This is a genomic window from Geomonas propionica (assembly GCF_016458235.1).
Classification (GTDB): Bacteria; Desulfobacterota; Desulfuromonadia; order Geobacterales; family Geobacteraceae; genus Geomonas; species Geomonas propionica.
Genome location: NZ_JAEMHK010000044.1, coordinates 1 through 382, shown reverse-complemented (window position 1 = coordinate 382; position 382 = coordinate 1). Strand labels below are relative to the sequence as shown.

The following is a 382-nucleotide window of genomic DNA, read 5'->3' as shown; positions in this document are numbered from 1 at the left end:
CGCCTCTCTCTGCCTAGGCATCCACCGTACGCCCTTAGTAGCTTGACCATAAAAAAACTGTAAATGATCTAACTGACTATGCATACTTCCCGAAACGACCTAAGTCATTTCGGTTGCTACCTACATTCACTACTATGCAATTGTCAAAGAACGGTATTAGATCGTCCCCGAAGGAATCGAACCAAAATGGTGGAGGTGAACGGGATCGAACCGATGACCCCCTGCGTGCAAGGCAGGTGCTCTCCCAGCTGAGCTACACCCCCATTTCGTTGGAGACGGCTGATTAGCTAACCCCGTGGGGTTCATCCCCCGTAGCCTTGGCGAAGGGGGATGGTGGGCCTAGGTGGACTCGAACCACCGACCTCACGATTATCAGTCGTGT

The 382-nt window shown here is 52.4% G+C and carries 1 tRNA gene; it reads right to left on the bottom strand.

Annotated features, from left to right (window positions below):
• Window positions 1–187 precede the first annotated feature (187 nt).
• Window positions 188–263 (bottom strand) — tRNA-Ala (locus JFN90_RS22080).
• Window positions 264–382: the final 119 nt, after the last annotated feature.